Consider the following 19,050-nt stretch of genomic DNA (forward strand, 5'->3'; position numbering starts at 1 on the left):
GGCGAATCGTGAGCGTCCCCAGGTACAAGTCGGTGGCCTTCGTGCACCCGGATTTCGATGCCGCCACCGGCCTTCCCGGCTTGCGGCTGACGCCCGACGGACGGCTCGCTACCGTCACGGACGCAGCTTCGGTCCGTCAGGCCCTCCTCCTGCTGCTGAGCACCAGGCCCGGCGAGCGCGTCAACCGGCCCACCTACGGCTGCCATCTGTTCCGGCTCGCTTTCGCGCCCGCGGATGACACCACGGCAGGCCTGGCCATCCATTACGTTGCCCGGGCCGTGGAGCAATGGGAGCCCCGGATCACCGTTCTGTCCTTGGATGCCTCCCGGTCCCCCGAAAGCCCTGAAGTGCTGGAGGTCCGGTTGCGGTACCGGGTCCGGTCCACCCAGCTCGAGGACCAGCTCGCCATCGCCCTGCCCGTTGATTCCGGAGGTGCAGCATGAGTATCCCCGTCCCGAATCTCGATGACCGCAGCTTCGCGGACCTCGTTGCCGGCGCCCGCGAGCGCATCCAGCAGATCGCCCCGGAGTGGACTGACCTCTCCGTCCACGATCCCGGCATCACCATCCTCGAGGCTTTCGCCTACCTCACGGACACCCTGATGTACCGGCTCAACCGTGTCCCGGAAAAACTGTATGCGGTCTATTTGAACCTGCTTGGCACCAGCCTGTACCCGCCCAGCACGGCCGAAACCATCCTCGAATTCACGCGGGCGTCGGCGGGAAGCGCTACTGACAACCAGGACATCCGCATCCCTCGCGGGACCCAGGTCAGCTGCCCGCCAGGCGTGCCCGGCTCGCCGCAACCGGTATTCACTACGACGACGGCGGCCGTCCTCGCGGCAGGCCAGTCCAGTGTCCAGGTCCCGGCAGCCGATGTCACCTTGTACGACGCCGTCCCCATCGGCGTCGGAACCGGTCGCCCGGGCCAGAGCTTCGTCATTCCCAATGCGCCGATCGTCTCCGGGGCTGGCCTGTCCATCGCCGTCGAAGTCCCCTCCGGCACCCAGCTGAGCAGTGGCGAAGCCGTCCTGGTGGACGGCAAGCCTTTCCGGTTTTGCCGCGAAGTCGAGGCCTTCGCGGACGCCGGCCCGGACGAGGCCCCGGTCCGGATCGACCGGAGTGCCGGCGTCGTGATGTTCGCATGGTGGGACGAGGAGTCCGCAGCCCGGACAGCAGTTGTTCCCGGCCCGGGTGCCGGGGTGCGCGCCTGGTACCGCGGCGGCGGCGGTCAGCGCGGCAATGTCGGGGCGGGCCAGTTGACGGTCATGCGCGCCCCGATCCCCGGGGTAAAGGTCAGCAACCCGGAACCCGCGACCGGAGGCCGCGACGGCGAATCCCTGGAGAACGCGCTGCGCCGGGCCCCGCAGGATTTCCAGGCCCGTGACCGCGCGGTCACGGTGCGGGACTACGAGGTCCTGGCCATGCGCCATGGCGGTGTCGCGCGGGCCCGTGCGTTCACGCGGCGGGACATCTGGGCCTTCGCCAAACCGGGCGAGGTGGAGGTGGTGCTGGTGCCGTTTGTCCCGGGCGCTTCCGAAGAAGGCGCGGCAGCCCCTGTTCTCGTGCGCGCCGCCGAGCTGACTTCCCAGGCACGTGAAAGCGTCCGCCTTGAAGTGGAACAGTACCTGCGCCGCCGCTCCACCGTGGGAGCAGAGCCTGTGGTCCGCTGGGGTCTCTACAAACAAGTGCTGGTGGACGCGAGGATCGTGGTTCGCCCTGATGAGGACGCCGATGCGGTGAAGTCCAGGATCGTGGGCCGGCTCGCGGAGGGCATCAGTCCGCTCAACCCGGGTTCTTCCAACTACGGTTCGGGCTTCGGCAAGCCGTTGCGCGTCTCCAACCTCTACCGGGCGATGGAGGAGGCCGAACCCGGGGTCCAGTACGTGGACCGGGTACGGCTCGAAGTGGACAAGGTTCCGGATACCGATGCCTTGGCGCTGGTTCAGGCTGAAGGACAGGACAACACGTGGTTCGTGGCGCAGGACAGTACCCTGTTCCGCACGACCAACTCCGGCGATGGCTGGGAGGCGTGTGCCGAATTTGGCTCGGAGGCGGCCAGCGAAGCGGTGAGGTCCGTCGCGCCTTTCCGCTCTCCGGCGCCGGGCCGCTTCGGCGGAGCTGGCTATGGCCCTGGCGGTTTCGGTCCCGGGCAGCATCCCGGCATGGTGGCGGTCAGCACCGTGACCCCCGCGGGCTCGCGCATCTACGTCAGCGAGGACCTCGGCGAATCGTGGCGGCGGGCCGCGGAACTGGGATTCGTCGTCGCGGATTTGTGCTGGGTGGACCGGCAAGGGGTCCCGGTGCTTCTGCTCGCAGGCGAGCATGGCCTCTACGAGCTGCCGATGGGTGAGGGTGCTATCCCGGTCCAGAACGTGGTGGATTCCACCCAGCCGGATCGCGGCTTCTACGCGGTGGACGCCTTGGTGGACGTCCGCGGCCGGACCGGCGTGGTGGTGGCGGCGGAGGCCTCCGCGGGCGTCTGGCTTTCCCCCGACGCCGGGGCTGCCGGCAGCTTCAAGCAGATCAGGGCGGCGGGCGAGGACATCCGCTGCATGACCATCCAGTACGACGGCGGCGCGAGCTACGTCTGGCTGGGACGTTCCGTTCCCGAAGGTACAGGGAGTGGCTGCCTCCGATTGAAGATCGATGAACTCGCGCGCACCCAGTTCGATGACGCCCTCATGGCTTCCTGGGAACAATTCAGCGCGGGCTGGACAGGCGGAAGCTGTTGGGGCGTGCATGTGATGGGCGATGCAGCGTACGCCGCCACGCAAAGCGGAGGCGTGTTGCGCCTTCAGCTCGGCCAGGCTTCCGCGCAGTGGAGTGTCCCTGATGTGAACTGCGGGCTGCCCCTCAGGGACCGGACTCGTTTCGAGCCGGTCCGCGCTGTGTCCGGCAAAGTGCACGACGACGGTTCGCCGCTTGTGCTCGCGGCTGGCCCCAAGGGGATCTACCGGAGCACGGACAACGCCTTGTCCTGGGCGAGCTGCACGCGGCGGATGGTTGACGACGTCGTGACCCTTCCCGAGACGTGGCTGTTCTCCTCGGGCGAGCACCGGATCGACGTGGTGCGTGGCAATGGTTGAACCCGTACCCCGTAACTCTCCTCTGCTGAAGGTCCTTCCCGAGATCTACCAAGTAGCGGCGGAAACCAGCACGCCACTGCAGGCCCTGATCGCGGTGGCCGAGGACATGCATCGGCCCGTCCGTGATGTCTTGGACCGCATCCACACCGTTCCCGATCCCGGCCGCTCGCCGTCGTCGTTCATTCCTTTCCTGTCGCGGTGGGTGGACCTTGACTGGTTGACCCTGCCAAGCCCGGAGTCCGTGGACTCCGCGGCGGCGGGAGTCCCAGTGGCCAGACAGCGGGACTTGATTGCGTGCGCCGCCTCGTTGTCTGCGCGCCGGGGCACCGTGGACGGTCTCACCCGCTTCCTGCAACTGGCCACCGGGGTCCCGGGATTCGCCGTCGAATCCGTCCCGGGCGAGTTCCACATCAAGGTTCTGGTCCCTGCGGCTGCCGCCGGGCACGTGGAGCTGGTCCGCAGGATCGTCAAGGGAATCAAGCCTGCCCACGTGACGGACGAGATCGAGGTGGTGGGCACGTGAACGGGCCTGTGCCGTGAACGACGGGAACCGGAAGCCCCTCATCGTGGTGATCGTGTGCGGTGTCATCGCTGCGCTCGTGCTGGTTTTCGGCGTGAGCTGCGGCGGCGGGAACAACAACGCGGCGGCCAGTTGGCAGTCGGGCTTCTCGCAGGCTGCCAAAGGAGGCACCCTCGCGGCCTCGGATCTCGTAGGCCCAGGCGGCCAGTGTTCGGCGGCGGCAACGCAGCTGCTCGTGGCGGGAAGCTGCGTTTTCGAGGTCAAGAAGTTCGGGGGTCTGTTCGATCTGGGCAGCCCCACCAAGCGTGCCCGGCTGGCTCCCCAGCAAGCAGTCACCGTGACGCTCCTGGTGGAGGGCACACGAACAGAACAGGACGTCTCTGCCGGGGACACTGTCAGCCTGACCTTCGGCACCTCCGGGGGTCAGCTGGGGATCACGTGCCGCGTTGTTGGCACGTGTGCGCTGAAGCTCCTGGAAGCAGGAGGATGAGTTCATTGCCCGAAAGGCGGTTGTTGCATGAGCACCATCACCATGACGCTGAGTTCTCCCACGGTGGAACTCAAGGACGGCAAAGGTTCCCTCACGGCGTCCGTGACCAACGGAGCTCCCGGCCCCGAACGCGTGGTGCTCGGAGCCTTTCCCGGAGTGGAAAGCACACCGCCGTCGCCGACGTACGCCACCATCCCCACTCCGTTGCGGACCATCGCAGCCGGAGCTACCGAGCAATACCTGGTCAATTTCGACACCGCCGGTGCCGCGCCAGGCTCTTATCCGGTGAAACTGATCGCCTACTCTGCCGACGACGCCCCTGAGGACTATGCCGACCAGGCCCACGGGGTGACGCTGACCGTCACCAAGCCCGCCGAAACGCCCAAGCCGCGCCCTGGATTCCCGTGGCTGTGGGTGATCGTCGGCGGCGTCGTGCTGTTGGCGGCTATTGGTGGGGTGATCTGGTTCCTCCTCAAGGACGTCAATGTGCCGGACGTGAAAGGCAAGCCGCAGGCAGAGGCGGTACAAATCCTCAAGGACGCCGGGTTCTCCACAGCCACCACGGACAAGGAAAGCGATCAGACCGCCGGGACGGTGGTCACCCAGTCTCCGGAGGCCAACAAGTCCGCCGGGCGCGGTTCCACCGTCAACCTGGAGATCGCAACGCCGGTGAAATCGGTGGTGCCTGCGGTCCTGGGCTTGCGGATCGAGAATGCCCGCACAGCCTTCCAGACCGCAAAAATCCAACTTGATTTCACCCAGGGTTCCACGTGCACGTCCTCGTCCGGATTCTTGCAAAGCTGCGTGGTTGTTGGGGTGAATCCCGATGTGGGGAGCAAGGTGAACCAGAACGCCCTCGTCCTTGTCCGCACTGAAATACGGCAAAACGTCATCATCGAGCCGAATCCCATCAACATTTGCATGGTCCAGCCGCAGGTCTGCGCGATCAAGCAATAGGGCGCCCTTGGTGCCGCGTGTCATCCGGTGCCGAAAACGGTGCCGCCCGTGAAATGATCAACCATGCGTCCGATGCAGCACTCCAGCAAACTACAGAACGTCCGCTATGAACTCCGTGGGCCCATCCTCCAAGCGGCCAAGACCATGGAGGCCGAAGGGCACCGCATCCTCAAGATGAATCTTGGGGACACCGCGCCCTTTGGGCTGGAAGCTCCGGAGTCCGTTGTGGTGGACATGATCCACCACCTCCGCGGAGCCCAGGGTTACAGCGATTCCAAGGGCATCTTCACGGCGCGGACAGCCATTTCGCAGTACTACCAGACCAAGAACCTGATGAATATCGGCGTCGAGGACATCTTCATCGGCAACGGCGTCAGCGAACTGATCTCCATGACGCTGCAGGCCTTCCTGGAGAACGGGGACGAGGTCCTCATCCCCGCGCCGGACTATCCGCTGTGGACGGCCACCGTGACGCTCACGGGCGGCAAGCCGGTGCACTATCTCTGCGATGAGGGCCAGAACTGGTGGCCGGACATGTCCGACGTCGAAGCCAAGATCACCAAGCGCACCAAGGCAATCGTCATCATCAACCCGAACAACCCCACGGGCGCGGTATACCCCCGCCACGTCCTGGAGCAGTTCGCGGCACTGGCGCGCAAGCATGACCTTGTCCTGTTCTCGGACGAGATCTACGAGAAGATCCGCTACGAGGACGCAAAGCACATCCACACGGCGTCCGTGGCAGACGACATCTGCGTCCTGACCTTCAGCGGCCTTTCCAAGGCTTACCGCATGCCCGGCTATCGGGCCGGCTGGGTCGCTGTGACCGGCCCGCACGCGGCAACCGCCGAATACCGTGAGGCGCTGGAGCTCCTGGCTTCCCTCCGGTTGTGCTCCAACGTTCCGGCGCAGCACGCCATCCAGACCTGCCTGGGCGGCTACCAGAGCATCGAGGAGCTCATCAGGCCAGGTGGCCGGCTCCGGGAACAACGGGATCTGGCCTTGAAGCTCCTCACGGCAATCCCCGGCGTGAGCTGTGTGCCGGCAGCCGGTGCAATGTATTTGTTCCCACGGCTGGACCCTGACGTCTATCCGATCGAGAGTGACGAGAAATTCGTCCTCGACCTCCTGCAGGACCAGAAGATCCTGGTCTCCCACGGCTCGGCTTTCAACTGGCCCACCCCGGACCACTTCCGCTTCGTCATCCTGCCGTCCGTCCGTGAGATCGAGGAGGCCGTCCGCAGGATCGCGACCTTCCTGGCCGCCTATCGGAACCGGCCTCAAGAGTAGGGCCTTTTTCAGTCCCCCGCCGAGCCGCTGACCCGCAGCGCGTTGATGATCGCCGGGATCGAGCCAAGAAGCATGATCAGGGCCCACACCAAGGCAACCACCACGGTAATGAGCGCCCAGAACTGGTCCCCGATGGACACAAGTGGGCCGGGGAGGAAGCTGTGGATGATGCCGAGGATGACCTGCAGGAGCACCGATACCAGGAGCAGCACCACGAGCCCGGTGACCTTCAGGAATTTCGGCTGGCTCAGAATCAACAGCACCGCGAAAACGATCTTGAGCAGCAACAGGAGGGCAAGGATCGCCGCCGCTTGGCTTGTGGGAAAACTTCCCCATAGCGCCAGGTAGGCAATAGTCCCGAAGGGTGCGGCCACGAACAGCCCGAACATCAGGAACAATTTCGCCAAGGCGAGGAGGGCCGTGAAGAACGCGCCCACCACCCAAAGAAGCGTGACAATCAAGGTGACAATGCCTTGGATTCGTCCGTAAACCCTGAGCTCCATGATCAGGCTGAGTCCGAGCATCACCACGGTGAACAGCAACAGCCCGTCCAGGAACGCAAGGAAACCGATCCCTGTGCCCGGTGGAGCAGCTGATGCGCGTTGGGTTTTTAAGAAGACGTCGATCGGGACGCCGAGCTTGTCCGCTTCGTCAGGCGAAACGGGTTCGACGGCGGTACCTCCGAGGAGGATCGACAAGCCGATTTCAGCCATCACGACGACGGCGAAGACGGCCACTGCCGCAACGAAGAACGGGCGGCGCAAGGCATCCGGGGATGGTCCGTCGCGCAGCCCGCCGAGGCCCGTTCCGCGCCCCAGCTGCGACCCCTGACCCCACCACGCTGGCGCCATGGGTCCATTGTGGCAGGCAGGGGGTTGAAAACAAGGTTTAGCCCAAGTTCCGCCCGCTTTCCACTCCATCGGGGTAGCGTTTCCCTATGAACGAGCAGAAGCCTGAAGACGTCTACACACACGGCCATCACGAGTCCGTCGTACGCGCCCACGCCTCCCGCACAGCCGAGAACTCTGCTGCGTTTGTCATCCCGCATCTCACCGCCGGGACATCGGTGCTCGACGTCGGATGCGGGCCTGGGAGCATCACTTGCGACTTCGCGGAGCTGGTGGCTCCCGCGAAGGTCGTCGGGCTCGACCGTTCCGCCGAGATCGTGGCCCAGGCTGCCTCGCTCGCGGCCGAACGTGGTGTGGAAAACGTGGAATTCGTGACGGGCAACATCTACGATCTGGACTTCGAGGACGAGACCTTCGACCTCGTCCATGCCCACCAAGTCCTGCAGCACCTGACCGACCCCGTGGCCGCGCTGCGCGAGATGCGGCGCGTCGCCAAGCCCGGCGCCATCGTTGCAGTGCGCGACGCCGATTTCCACGGCATGAGCTGGTACCCGGAAGTCCGCGAGCTCGACGACTGGATGGAGCTCTACCAGAAGATCGCCCGACGGAACGGAGCGGAGCCCGACGCCGGGCGGCGGCTCGTGTCCTGGGCGCAGCAGGCGGGCTTCACCGACGTCGCGCCCTCCAGCAGCAACTGGCTGTACGCCACCGCGCAGCAGCGCCGCTGGCAGTCGCGGGTGTGGAGCGAGCGGGTCCTGCACTCCGCCTTTGCCGAGCAAGCGCTCGAATACGGGCTTGCCAACGAAGCTGACCTGGCCAGGATCGCCGCCGGTTGGCACCGTTGGGGCTCCACTGATGATGGCTTCTTCCTGATCCCGAACGGGGAAGTCATCGCACGGGCTTAGCGGCTACCCAAAAGTTTCTTAAGATTTCCAGCAACCCATGTCGAAAACGGTCCCGCAGTTCCGACCCATGAATGAAAGCGCCCACACGGAGCGCCGCTCACAAGGAGTTCGAGATGAAATACATGATCATGATGTTTGGTTCTGCCGAGGGCATGATGGAGACCGCGGATCCCGAATGGATCAGGGAAATGATCGGGTTCATGATCCAGATCGACAAGGATCTCAGCGATTCCGGCGAGATGGTGTTCAACGCCGGGCTGGCCGACCCCGGTACAGCCAAGCTGGTCAAGCAGACGGATAGCGGGGTCATCACCACCGATGGACCTTTCGCCGAAGCCAAGGAATCCCTCATCGGCTACTGGGTAGTGGACGTCGCCGGCGAGGAACGGGCCGTCGAAATCTGCTCCAGCATCGTGAAGTACGCGCCGGTCGTCGAACTGCGCCGCGTCCAGGACGCGCCGCCGGAGGTCTAGCGCTTGGCCGAACTTTCCGGGGAATCCACGTTCGAGGACCTGCTGCGCACCCTTGCGCCGCAGGTCCTCGGCGTGCTCGTCCGCAGGCACGGCCAATTCGCCGAGTGCGAGGATGCCGTCCAGGAAGCGCTGCTTGAGGCAGCATTGAAATGGCCCGCCTGCGGTGTCCCGGACAACCCCAGATCCTGGCTGCTCACGGTCGCCACACGGCGTTTGGTGGACTACTGGCGCAGCGAAAGTGCCCGGCAAGCTCGCGAACAACGCGCGGCGGCCTTGGAACCGCCGCCTCGCGAGGAGCCTTTCTCAAGCAGCGACGCGGACGGGTTTGCGGAAGACACCCTCACCCTCCTTTTCCTGTGCTGCCACCCCGCCCTCTCTGCACCCTCGCAGCTGGCACTGACATTGCGGGCAGTCGGAGGGCTCACGACGGCGGAAATCGCCAGCGCGTTCTTTGTCCCGGAAGCCACCATGGGCCAGAGGATCAGCCGGGCCAAGCAGAGCATCAAGAAAGCCGGAGCCCGTTTCGAACTTCCGGAAACGGGCGATCGAAAGGCGCGGCTCGGCGTCGTACTCCACGTCCTGTACCTGATCTTCAACGAGGGCTACGCGGCAAGTTCCGGCCCATCCATGCAGCGCGAAGACCTCACCGCGGAGGCGATCCGCCTTGCGCGGCTCCTGCAGGGGCTTCTTCCGGACGAACAGGAGGTGGGCGGGTTGCTGGCCCTCATGCTCCTCACCGATTCGCGACGCCGGGCGAGGTCCCTCCCGGACGGTATGCTCGTACCGCTCGCTGAGCAGGACCGCGGGCTGTGGGACACGGCGCAGATCGCCGAGGGGCTTGAACTCTTGTCAGCCGTGTTGGGCGCTGGGCATCCGGGGCCCTATCAGCTGCAGGCAGCCATCGCTGCAGTCCATGCCGAGGCGGCCTGCGCGGACCAGACCGATTGGCCGCAGATCCTGGCGTTGTACACGGTCCTTGAAGCCATGGCTCCAAGTCCGGTGGTGTCGCTCAACCGGGCAGTGGCCGTGGCGATGGTTGAAGGGCCGCGGGCGGCCCTTGAGCTGCTGGATGGGCTTGGGACTGGGCTGGGAGACTGGCACAGGCTCGACGCCGTTCGCGGGCACCTGCTCGAAATGTCCGGCGACCTTGCGGGCGCCCGGGAGTGCTTTCTTGCCGCGGCAAAGAAGACCGGAAGCCTTCAGGAGCGGCAGTATCTTCTGGTGAAGGCGGCCAAACTCGGGCAGTTGTCCACATAGCTCTACCCAAGACTCGTCGTGATTGGGCTCGACGCCGAGATGCAGCTGGAAAGCATCCGGGTTGTCACGGAGTCCATTGAAGGCAGCCTGGAGACGCTCTCGTAACCGCTCGCCCGGGCGGCGCATCAGCTCGTCCGGGCCCGGCTTCCTGCGGGCATAAGCTGGATTGGTGCAAATTTCGCTTTGGCTGGCCCTGGTAGGCGCCGGCACCCTGATCAGTTTCACTCCCGGCGCCGGTGCCATCTCCACCATGAGCAATTCGCTCAACTCCGGATTCCGCCGCTCCATCTGGGGAGTGCTGGGCCAACAGGCGGCACTGATCATCCACATCCTGATCGTTGCGCTCGGCGTAGGTGTTCTGGTCTCGAGCTCACCCGTGGTCTTCAACGTGATCCGCTACACCGGGGCGGCATATCTGGTGTACATGGGCATCCGGCAATTCCTGCACCGGCCGGACCTGGACAAGGAAAAAGTGGAGGCCCGGCGGAACGAGCCGGCGTGGTCCATGTTCCAGCGAGGTATTTGGGTCAACTTGCTCAATCCCAAGGCGATCGTTTTCTTCCTGGCCTTCATGCCGCAATTCATCCGCCCCGAGCAGCCGCTGATTCCGCAGTATCTGATCCTCAGCACCACGATCGTTTTCATCGACATCTGCGTCATGTGGTTCTTCTTCGCCTTGGCAGCCCGTTCTTTCCAACGGTTCACGCACAATGAGCACGGACAAAAGGTCCTGAACCGCACATTCGGCGTGCTCTTCATGTCCGTGGGTGTGCTGCTCGCCGTCATCCACTAAAACAATCGTTCGTTATCGGGCAGGCCGCCAGCCGGCTTGGACCAGCGCGCTTCGGACCTTGGCTACGGCAGCTTTCGCATCGTTGAACATGTGGCGCTTTGAGATCCGGACCTCCGTCCAGCCCAGCGCCTCATACCGTTCCGAACGGCTGATGTCCCGCACCACTTGTGCTTCGTTGCCGTGGCCCTCGCCCTCGTATTCGATGCCGATTTTGTACTTCTTGTACGACAAGTCAGGCTGCAGGAACCTCCCGCCGTCCTCGGCCTCAACCGGCACATTGAGTGCGGGTTCCGGCAGGCCTGCCCTCACGATCGCCAGACGGAGCAATGACTCCTGCGGCGAATCCGAGCCTATCCGGATCAGTTGGATGGCTATTTTGGCTTTGCGCAACCCTCTCTTGCCTTTATGGCGATCGATCATTCGCTGAAGATCCCCAAGAGTGCACAGCGGCGCGTCCCGCCCTTCGAATTCAACCCGCGGTATCCGCACACAGCTGTCCCCCATGACCACCAATTCGTCCATGGTCAGTATCTCGGCCATGTCCAACCAGGTGCGCTCCACAGTGGTGACAGGGACGCCATCAACCGTAGTGACCTCGTCCGCATAGAGCTTCATGCGGTGCACGACGACGTGTGGCCGGTTGAGATGGGCAGCACCCTCGGGGCGGATCACATGGAACATTTGCGCTGGCTCCTTCTGGCGACGTCGCGGCAAGCCAAGAAGTTCTGCCGCTGTGAGGTGGGATGCGGCGCATCGCTCATTGACCTCGACGAACGGGCGCACGCGGACGCACAATGGGAGCTCCGCCGTCGGGCTCTCGGAACGGATTCCCTTTCCGAGCCCCGTCAAAGAGCTATGCCGCAAACGCCTTGCGCTAACACCTTCTCGTACCGCTTCTACGACCGTGAAGGGCCGACTCGCGAGATTCGCCGGAAGCCGGCGTGCCGTTTTCATGGACCCATCAGAACAGAAAACAACCCACCCTCGCTGAAGTTATCCACACCCTCCATCGATTGCTCCAGAATTGTCGTTTTGGAGCCTCAAAACGACAATTACTCAGCAATCGACGGGGAAACCTACCCCGTGGAGCCGCGCACCACCAACGAGCTCTCGAGTGTCAGCTGCGGCTGTTCCAGCTCACGGCCTTCCATCAACCCCCGGAGCTGCTCGCCGGCCTTGAGTCCCAGCGGAGTGGCCGGCAGATGCACACTGGTCAGGCTCGGGTTGCTCGTGGCTGAATACGGCAGGTCATCGAAGCCGGCAACCGCGAGTTCCGCCGGAATCCGGACACCGGCCACGCGGGCTTCCTGCAGCACACCGTAAGCGTGGGTGTCCGTTCCGCAGACGACGGCGGTTACGCCGGCGCGCTGCCAGTCCGGCCAGGCGGCAGCGAAGGCAGCCGCTGCAGCGCCGACGTCGATGGTGGTACTGATGATGTGGGCGTCCGCAACGGAAATACCGCAAGAATTTGCCTCATCCAAGAACGCCGCCCGGCGCACTTCGAACGTGGCCGTGCCCGTCACGCTGTCCACATAGGCGACTCGCTTGTGCCCGGAGGCCGCAAGATGCGCGGCCAATTCACGGGCGCCATGGGCAACGTCGAGATTCACGGAAGGAGCGTAGGCTTCAAGCCCGGGGGCATCGAGAAGGACCAAGGGCCCGGCGACGGACAGGTCCTCCAGGAAGGCCGCGTTGGGCGCATCCACCAGCAGCCCGGCAGGGCGAAGGGCCAGGAGCTTTCGGACGTCCTCCGCTCGGGGGAACTCACCGGCGTCAGTCACGGAGAGCAGTAGTTGGTACTCGGAGCCGAGCGATTCCCGGACTCCGGCGATGACCTTGGCGAAAAAGGGGTTGGAAATGTCCGGCGCCACAAGGATCACAATCGAGCTCACGCCCTTGGCCAAAGAACTTCCGATCCCATCCACTACGTAGCCGAGTTCGGCGATGGCCTGGCGGACGCGCGAAATGTTGTCTTCGGACACCCTGCCCTGGGTTTTCCCGTTGGCAACCAGGGACACCGTCGCAGTGGAGACCCCTGCCAGGGAGGCCACCATCGACGCAGTGACGCGCTGCGTACGGCTTGGGGCCCGATGCACTGGTTCCGCGGATTCCATACAACGATCGTAGTCGGAATCCGCCTCCTGCCGTGCCGCAAGGCATCAAGCGCTTGACGCACTTTGCGTTAAGCGCTTGACGTAGCACGCAAGCCAGTGCCAGAATTCCCCTGAATGCTTTAGCGCCCTGCCTCGGCAGGCCCCAATGACGTGGAGATGAACATGGACCCCAACACCATGACCCGTGAACGCAAGAAGATCATCCTGGATTGCGATCCCGGGCATGACGACGCCGTGGCCCTACTGCTGGCCCACGGCAACCCGGACATCGAACTGCTCGCCGTCACCACGGTGGTCGGCAACCAGACCCTCGAAAAGGTCACCCGCAACGCCCTCTCGGTGGGCACCATTGCTGGCATCACGGGTGTCCCCTTTGCCGCCGGCTGCGACCGTCCGCTGGTCCGCTCCATCGAAACCGCACCGGACATCCATGGCGAAACCGGCATGGACGGCCCCGAACAGCCCGGGTCCACCATCGAGCTGGACCCGCGCCACGCCGTCGACCTCATCATCGAAACGATCATGGCGCACGAGCCGGGCACCGTCACCCTCGTCCCCACTGCGGGACTCACCAACATCGCCATGGCAGCCCGCAAGGAACCACGCATCGTTGAACGTGTCAAGGAAGTCGTCCTCATGGGCGGCGGCTACCACGTAGGCAACTGGAGCGCCGTGGCGGAATTCAACATCATCATTGACCCCGAGGCCGCACACATCGTCTTCAACGAAAAGTGGCCCGTTGTGATGGTTGGTTTGGACCTCACGCACCAGGCCCTGGCCACTCCCGAGGTCGTCGAGAAGATCGCTGCCGTTGGCACCAAGCCTGCCAAGTTCGTCATGGAACTGATGGAGTTCTTCACCAAGACCTACAAGGACGCCCAGGGCTTTGACTATCCTCCGGTGCACGATCCCTGCGCCGTGGCCTACGTCATCGACCCCACCGTGATGACTACCCGCAAGGTCCCCGTCGACATCGAACTGCAGGGCAAGCTCACGCTTGGCATGACCGTGGCCGATTTCCGCGCCCCCGCACCGGCCGACTGCAACACCTCCGTCGCCGTCGACCTCGATCACGAGAAATTCTGGAACCTCGTCACCGACGCGATCATCCGCATCGGCGAGCCCGGCGAGCCCGGCGAGCCCGACGGCGGCGCTCCCGCCGCCGTCGCAAGCCAACCCGCCGCCAGCATCGCAGGAGAGGCCAAGTAAATGACCACCCTCATCAACGAAACCAAGACCAACCGCGGCAATGTCGCGGCCCTCATGGTCGCCCTGCTGGCCGCCTGCGTGGCCTTCCAGCTCAACGCTTCAATGCTCAGCCCGGCGCTGGTGACCATGGGCAACGAGCTTCACACGGACCAGGCGGTCATCGGCCTCTCCCAGACCTGGTTCTTCACGGCGGCAGCCCTGTTCTCGCTCTTCCTGCCGCGCCTGAGCGACATCGTCGGACGCAAGAAGATCCTCCTCGGCATGATGCTGCTGATGGCCGTCGGCTCGGTCATCGCGGCCATGGCACCGGACGTCACCTGGCTCTTCGTGGGCCGCATCATCCAGGGCGTCAGCGGCCCCACCGTGCCGCTGTGCCTCATCATGCTGCGCTCCGCCGTCAACAACCCGCGCAAGTACGGAGCCCTGATGGGCCTCATCACGGCAGTCAATGGCGGCGTAGCCGGTGTCGACTCCTTCGTGGGCGGTTACTTCGCCGAGCACTTCGGATTCCGCAGCATCTTCTGGCTCATGGTTGGCCTCGCAATCGTGGCAACAGCCTTGATCGCCATCCTTGCCGGCGAGAGCAAGCCTGCCGCCGGGACCGGCATGGACTGGCTGGGCGTGTTCTTCATTGTCATCGCGGTGGGCGCACTCCTGACAGCCCTCAATGAAGGATCCAAGCTGGTCGGCGCCTTCTCTTCCGGAACGCTGATGCTGGCCATCGGACTGATTGTGGTCGCCGCCGCTGCGTTCGCCGCCTTCTGGACAGTGGAGAGGCGCTCCCAGCAGCCGATGGTGGAAACGATCCACCTTCGCCAGCGTTCCACCTGGGCGCCACTGCTGACCACCACCCTCGCCATGACCGGCATCTTCGCAGTCATCAACGGCATCGTCCCGGCCTACGTCCAGGCCGCGGCACCGGGATTCGGGGTCGGCCCCACCGAGATGTCGCTCATGATCCTCACGCCGTACGCCCTCCTCGGCTGGGTATTCGGACCCATCAGCGGCCGGCTCGCCCCCGTGCTCGGCTACACCAAAGTCCTGCGCATCGGCATGCTGGGCAGCATCGCGGCCCTGGCGATCATCGCGTTCCTCGGACTCAGCAGCCTTCCCCTCATGATCGTGGGAACGGCCTTGCTCGGCATCATGTACGCCGGTACGGTCAACATCATGCTCAACGGACTCGGAGTTGTCCTCTCCCCCGCCGGCAACCCCGGCTTCCTGCCCGGCATGAACGCCGGAGCCTTCAACCTCGGCGCCGGCCTGAGCTTCCTCGTGTTGCCGGCCGTCCTTGTGGCCACCTCGGCGCTCGGCGACGCCAAGGCCTCGTACTTGACAGTCGTCGTCGTCGGCCTGGCCATCACGGTTGCCGCCTTCGCGGCGTCGCTGCTCATCCCCAAGCCCCTCGAAGCCGAGGTTGAAAAGTGAACCGCAGGATCGTGGTCGTCGGGTCCTTGAACGCGGACCTGACCATCTATTGCGAGCGGCTCCCGCTCCCGGGCGAAACCGTCCACGGTAACGGTTTCGCGGTCAATCCCGGCGGCAAAAGCGCCAACCAGGCCGTCGCGGCGAGCAAGTTGGGCGGCACGGTGAGCCTGATCGGCGCGGTCGGAAACGACTCCAACGGCGCCATGCTCCTCGCCTCCGCGGAAGGGGCCGGCGTGGACGTTTCGCGCGTCCGCCGTTCCGCGGATGTGGCCACCGGCGTCGCGGTTATCGCGGTGGACGCGAACGGTGAGAACAACATCATCATTTCGGCCGGGGCCAACGGAACGCTCGCTCCGGCGGACGTCCCGGCGGACGCTTTCGGCGACGCCGCGGTGCTCTGCCTCTGCCTGGAGGTCAGCCTTGAGACCGTGGAGGCTGCCGCCAAAACAGCGCACGACGCCGGCGCAACAGTTCTGTTGAACCTCTCGCCGTACGCCGAGATCCCGCAAAGCCTGGCCGCGTTGAGCGATGTCCTGCTCGTGAACGCCCACGAAGCCTCGATGTTCCTGGGCGACGCCGAGATGCCCCACCCGGGCGCCCACGCAAGCGCCTGGGAACCGGTTCGAAGCCAGTTCGCCGAGCGGGGGCTGGAGCGGGTCCTCGTTACCCTAGGCTCCCATGGCTCAGTGGTGCTGGATTCCGTCGCCGCGTCCGGGGAACAGATCTCCCGGATCGCACCCACCAAGGTCAATGCGGTGGATACGACCGGCGCAGGGGACGCCTTCACGGGCGCCGTGGCTGCCCGCCTCGCCGCGGGCGAAACCTTGGCCGAAGCCGCAGCGTTCGCTTCGGTTGCCGCAGCGCTCGCCACTACCAAGAAGGGCACCCAAGCCGCGTACCCCGGTGCCGAGGAAGTCCTGGAGCACTTGCGGATTTCCTGACTCAGCCTGTCCTTCTACGCCTCCACCAGCGACTTTACAAATTCTATGATTCTGACTAGCCAAGACGGGGTGGGATCCTCCATGCTTGCTCCATGTACTCAGCGTCGAGCCCATACCGCATCATCACCGTCTGCACGGGAAACATCTGCCGCTCACCCATGGCGGAACTGATGTTGACCGAAGCGTTCGACGCCGGAGGGCTCGGTGGAGCGGTTGTTGTGGACTCCGCGGGAACTACCTCCTACGAGGCAGGGCACCCCATCGATCCACGTGCAGCCCGGGTCCTTTCGGCACACCGCATCCGCTCGGAAGGACACGTTGCCAGGAGCTGGCGCCAGGAGTGGTTCCGGGAGCGGGACCTGATTTTGGCCCTCGACGTGGATCACTATGGGTGGTTGCACGAGGCCGCCCCGGATTCGGAAACACTCGCCAAGATCCGGATGCTGCGCAGTTTCGACCCGTCCGTAGCAGGCCGGAGCACCCTGGACCTGGGCATCGAGGACCCCTGGTACGGGGGCCACCACGATTTCGACGTCACCTGGGACCTCATCCGCGCGGCCGTTCCTGGGATCGTCGCCCACACCCGGGACGTCCTTGCCGCCAGGCAGCTCGCACAGCACCACGACCCACAGCAGGTACGCTCTATTTCATGACCCCAGCACCCGTGATCATCGCCATCGATGGCCGGTCCGGCGCGGGAAAGACCACTCTCGCCGTCGAACTAGCCGCCCGCCTCCGCATGCATCACAAGGTGTCGCTGTTCCATCTCGAGGACATCTATCCGGGCTGGAACGGCCTCGCCGCGGGAATCGAACGGTACGTGACCACGGTCCTGGAACCGCTGCGGCGCGGCGACGCCGCCGAGTGGGTCAGTTGGGACTGGGAGAAACACTACGATGGCCGCAGCCACGTGACCTTGCCTGCCGAAATCGTCATTGTCGAGGGCGTCGGGGCAGCCGCGAGTGCCGCCCGGCCCATGCTGGACGCCGTGGTCTGGGTGGACGCTCCCGACGACGACCGCCGGCATCGTGCGATGGCCCGGGACGGCAGCAGCTACGAACCGTTCTGGGACAGCTGGGCGGCGCAGGAGGACGAGTGGCTGGAGACCGACGACGTCCTCGACCACACGGATGTCAGGGTGCTGAACCGCGCGGACGGAAACGCCCCGGACGACGCCCTGCAGGCGCTGAGCTACCTCTCTTCGCTCTCCCCCGTGCTGGCTCCCGAGCTCTCGGCGCGCCGCGGATTGCAGCTCAAGGCCGAACGGATCGACGCCACGCCGGACGCCGCTGACCTGTTCCAAGCGCTGTACGCCAAGTCCGCCAATGCCGTCTGGCTCGATTCCTCCAACACGTCCTCCAACAGGGACACAGTCAGCGACGCCGGATCCCCCAACGCCGCGGCCGAGCGGAGCCGCTTCAGCATCCTCGCGGACGACGGCGGTTCATTCGGTCAGGCTGTAACGCACAGTTCCGGATCCACCCGGCTGAGTGCCGGATGCGCCACCGTGGAGACCACCGGTCCCTTCTTCCGCTGGCTGGACACCGTGTGGGGCCGCAAGGCCTTGAGGGCACCGGAAGGCTATGACTGCGAATTCACGCTCGGTTGGCTGGGGTACCTCGGCTATGAACTGAAGCGGGAGACCGGTGGCAGCGATGTCAAAGCCGGCACTCCGGATGCGGCGTTGCTCTTCGCCGGCCGGGCGGTGGTGATCGACCACCGTGACGAAACAGTGTGGCTGCTCGCCATCGATGCCCCAGACGCCGGCGATTGGCTTGGGCTTGCGCGCGGGGCCGTGCTGTCTGCGGCGTCGGCACCCCAATCGGCCACCGCGCCGAGGCACCCGGCCGGGGATCCCGCCGTCGGGAGTTCCGCAGTGGCACTTGAGTTCTCCAGCCGCGACACCGAGGACGAATACAAAAGCAAAATCACCGAAGCCCAGAACCAGATCGCCGAGGGCAACACGTACGAGGTCTGCTTGACCACCACCGTGACCGCCTCGGATCCCGGGCTGGACCCGTGGGAGAGCTACCTCGCGCTGCGCAAGCGCAACCCGGCGCCGTTCGCGAGCTACTTGCGGTTCGGCGATCTGACGGTCGCGAGTACCTCGCCGGAGCGCTTCCTGCGGATAACTTCCGACGGCGGCATGCGGGCCGAGCCGATCAAGGGCACCAGGGCGCGGGCCAACGATCCGGTCATCGACGAGGCGCTGCGCCGTGGCCTTGAATCCTCGCTCAAGGACCGTGCCGAGAACATCATGATTGTGGATTTGCTCCGCAACGACCTCAGCCATTTCGCCGTGCCCGGATCGGTGACCGTCAGCCGGTTGTGCGCGGTGGAAAGCTACGCCACGGTGCACCAGATGGTGAGCACCATCGACGCCCGGCTGCGACCCGGAGCACCGCGGGCCGAGGCAGTGGCGGCCGCGTTCCCTGCCGGGTCCATGACGGGCGCCCCGAAGATCAGCACCATGGACATCCTTGACGGCTTGGAGTCCGGACCGCGCGGCGTCTATTCCGGCGCGATCGGGTACTTCTCCCTCAACGCGGCGACGGATCTCGCCGTCGTGATCCGGACCTTGGTGATGGGTCCCGACGGCGACGGCGGACGCACGCTCAGTCTCGGCGTCGGCGGCGCCATTACGGCGGACTCGACGCCCCAGGACGAATACGAGGAAATCCGGACCAAGGCGTTCGGCGTGCTCTCCGCCCTGGGCGCGGAGTTTCCCACTACCTGA

The 19,050-nt window shown here is 65.0% G+C and carries 18 protein-coding genes; 15 read left to right on the plus strand and 3 right to left on the minus strand.

All coding sequences use genetic code 11. From position 1 onward, the window contains the following. Positions 1-8: 8 nt before the first annotated feature. The 6 genes from AC1DJW_RS10115 (at position 9) to AC1DJW_RS10140 (ending at position 6,345) form a co-directional block, all read left to right on the plus strand. Positions 9-443, plus strand: coding sequence for a GPW/gp25 family protein (locus tag AC1DJW_RS10115; RefSeq protein WP_284752856.1), 435 nt, complete (start codon positions 9-11; stop codon positions 441-443). After that, positions 440-3,088 carry a baseplate J/gp47 family protein gene (locus AC1DJW_RS10120; protein WP_476901333.1) on the plus strand — a complete coding sequence of 883 codons (2,649 nt, stop codon included), beginning with the start codon at positions 440-442 and terminating at the stop codon, positions 3,086-3,088. Before AC1DJW_RS10115 ends, AC1DJW_RS10120 begins: the two co-directional genes overlap by 4 nt. Then, positions 3,081-3,611, plus strand: coding sequence for a phage tail protein (locus tag AC1DJW_RS10125; RefSeq protein WP_284752854.1), 531 nt, complete (start codon positions 3,081-3,083; stop codon positions 3,609-3,611). The genes AC1DJW_RS10120 and AC1DJW_RS10125 overlap by 8 nt, the downstream gene beginning before the upstream one ends. A 13-nt stretch (positions 3,612-3,624) precedes the next feature. Further along, positions 3,625-4,098 carry a hypothetical protein gene (locus AC1DJW_RS10130; protein ID WP_390280005.1) on the plus strand — a complete coding sequence of 158 codons (474 nt, stop codon included), beginning with the start codon at positions 3,625-3,627 and terminating at the stop codon, positions 4,096-4,098. 27 nt (positions 4,099-4,125) lie between these two features. Next, entirely contained in the window at positions 4,126-5,055 is a 930-nt protein-coding gene (locus AC1DJW_RS10135; RefSeq protein WP_476901334.1) for a PASTA domain-containing protein, read from the plus strand. A 63-nt stretch (positions 5,056-5,118) separates the two neighbouring features. Further along, complete coding sequence (locus AC1DJW_RS10140; RefSeq protein WP_390280001.1) at positions 5,119-6,345, plus strand: pyridoxal phosphate-dependent aminotransferase; 1,227 nt, start codon at positions 5,119-5,121, stop codon at positions 6,343-6,345. Between the two features lie 8 nt (positions 6,346-6,353). On the opposite strand, the gene AC1DJW_RS10145 is transcribed toward AC1DJW_RS10140, so the two are convergent. Continuing rightward, entirely contained in the window at positions 6,354-7,196 is an 843-nt protein-coding gene (locus tag AC1DJW_RS10145) for a hypothetical protein (RefSeq protein ID WP_476901335.1), read from the minus strand. Positions 7,197-7,282: 86 nt separating this feature from the next. Here AC1DJW_RS10145 and AC1DJW_RS10150 point away from each other — a divergent pair, with 86 nt between their 5' ends. The 4 genes from AC1DJW_RS10150 to AC1DJW_RS10165 all read left to right on the plus strand — a co-directional run bounded on the left by AC1DJW_RS10150 (position 7,283) and on the right by AC1DJW_RS10165 (position 10,621). After that, positions 7,283-8,098, plus strand: coding sequence for a methyltransferase domain-containing protein (locus AC1DJW_RS10150; protein WP_234751019.1), 816 nt, complete (start codon positions 7,283-7,285; stop codon positions 8,096-8,098). A gap of 113 nt (positions 8,099-8,211) precedes the next feature. After that, complete coding sequence (locus AC1DJW_RS10155; RefSeq protein ID WP_284752849.1) at positions 8,212-8,571, plus strand: YciI family protein; 360 nt, start codon at positions 8,212-8,214, stop codon at positions 8,569-8,571. Between the two features lie 3 nt (positions 8,572-8,574). After that, complete coding sequence (locus tag AC1DJW_RS10160) at positions 8,575-9,828, plus strand: RNA polymerase sigma factor (RefSeq protein ID WP_476901336.1); 1,254 nt, start codon at positions 8,575-8,577, stop codon at positions 9,826-9,828. A gap of 169 nt (positions 9,829-9,997) precedes the next feature. Beyond that, positions 9,998-10,621: a LysE family transporter gene (locus tag AC1DJW_RS10165; protein WP_269995229.1), complete on the plus strand. Its 624-nt coding sequence runs from the start codon at positions 9,998-10,000 to the stop codon at positions 10,619-10,621. A gap of 12 nt (positions 10,622-10,633) precedes the next feature. Here the strand turns inward: AC1DJW_RS10165 and AC1DJW_RS10170 are convergent, their stop codons facing one another. Together AC1DJW_RS10170 and AC1DJW_RS10175 are read right to left on the minus strand one after the other, a co-directional pair. Next, a complete protein-coding gene (locus AC1DJW_RS10170; protein ID WP_390279993.1) occupies positions 10,634-11,302 on the minus strand; it encodes a hypothetical protein in 669 nt (222 codons plus the stop codon). A gap of 395 nt (positions 11,303-11,697) precedes the next feature. Further along, entirely contained in the window at positions 11,698-12,675 is a 978-nt protein-coding gene (locus tag AC1DJW_RS10175; protein WP_476901380.1) for a LacI family DNA-binding transcriptional regulator, read from the minus strand. 222 nt (positions 12,676-12,897) lie between these two features. On the opposite strand from AC1DJW_RS10175, the gene uriH reads away from it, so the two are divergent. From uriH to pabB, 5 genes are all read left to right on the plus strand, one after another. Then, a complete protein-coding gene (gene uriH / locus AC1DJW_RS10180; RefSeq protein ID WP_476901337.1) occupies positions 12,898-13,944 on the plus strand; it encodes a uridine-preferring nucleoside hydrolase UriH in 1,047 nt (348 codons plus the stop codon). After that, the gene (gene uriT / locus AC1DJW_RS10185) at positions 13,945-15,372 is read left to right on the plus strand and encodes a uridine transporter UriT (RefSeq protein ID WP_476901338.1); all 1,428 of its coding nucleotides are present in this window, start codon (positions 13,945-13,947) and stop codon (positions 15,370-15,372) included. Further along, on the plus strand, positions 15,369-16,313 hold the full coding sequence (locus tag AC1DJW_RS10190; protein WP_476901339.1) for a ribokinase: 945 nt from the start codon (positions 15,369-15,371) through the stop codon (positions 16,311-16,313). The genes uriT and AC1DJW_RS10190 overlap by 4 nt, the downstream gene beginning before the upstream one ends. A 92-nt stretch (positions 16,314-16,405) precedes the next feature. Next, positions 16,406-16,966, plus strand: a complete 561-nt coding sequence (locus AC1DJW_RS10195) for a low molecular weight protein-tyrosine-phosphatase (protein ID WP_476901340.1) — start codon at positions 16,406-16,408, stop codon at positions 16,964-16,966. Further along, complete coding sequence (gene pabB / locus AC1DJW_RS10200; protein ID WP_476901341.1) at positions 16,963-19,050, plus strand: aminodeoxychorismate synthase component I; 2,088 nt, start codon at positions 16,963-16,965, stop codon at positions 19,048-19,050. The genes AC1DJW_RS10195 and pabB overlap by 4 nt, the downstream gene beginning before the upstream one ends.

It is taken from the genome of Arthrobacter sp. 05L417 (assembly GCF_056397865.1).